The following is a 692-nucleotide window of genomic DNA, read 5'->3' as shown; positions in this document are numbered from 1 at the left end:
GAAAAAATCGGCTCAAACTGAAAAAATGAAATGACTGAGTCAGCCGAGAAGAATTTCCCCGCTTATTCGCACCTTCCTTAGAGCTCTCGATATATGTGTTGAGGATTTATTTGCAAAAGCATTGTTAACAGAAGTTATTAGGACGCATAAAAAAGATCTACTTAAGGTTATTCACATTCACGATATTGGTGATAAAAATGCGGTTAGAGAAGCTGTTAAAACATTGAATAAAATTGGAAGAAGAGCTATAGCGATTCGAGATGCTGATGTTGGTCCAGCTCCCCAAGAAGATTTATATTGCTTCCCTGGGAAGCTCCCCCCTGAAAAAGAGGTATATTTTAATAAAGATGTACAGACCTCTATTGAAGCTATGTTTGGCATCGATATCTCTTGGCTTTTTCAGATAGAAAAAATGACAGACCATCATAAATACACCTCATCCATAGCGAAAGAAGTAGAGGCGGAAGAAACTGTAATAAGAAATATAGCAATCAACGAATATATAAAATCAATAAACGTTGAATTCAATGAAATAATAGCTGTCATTGAGAAGCAAATCGCAGATTAGCTCGTAGACTCGATTAGCCGTCAGGTGTAATCGGACGTTCGCGTAAATGTAAGTATTCACCGGAACAGTATTGACACAGGAAAAATGAGACGATCGTCTCTTGATCCCACTTTCCTGCTTGCTT

The 692-nt window shown here is 37.7% G+C and carries 1 protein-coding gene; it reads left to right on the top strand.

The genetic code is table 11. The features are described 5' to 3' along the window. Window positions 1–121: 121 nt before the first annotated feature. Window positions 122–568, top strand: a complete 447-nt coding sequence (locus PG896_RS21090) for a hypothetical protein (RefSeq protein WP_270836206.1) — start codon at window positions 122–124, stop codon at window positions 566–568. The last annotated feature ends 124 nt before the right edge of the window (window positions 569–692 follow it).

The organism is Aeromonas sp. QDB30 (assembly GCF_027707645.1).
Taxonomy (GTDB): Bacteria; Pseudomonadota; Gammaproteobacteria; order Enterobacterales; family Aeromonadaceae; genus Aeromonas; species Aeromonas caviae.
This window is presented reverse-complemented; position numbering and strand designations above follow the sequence as displayed.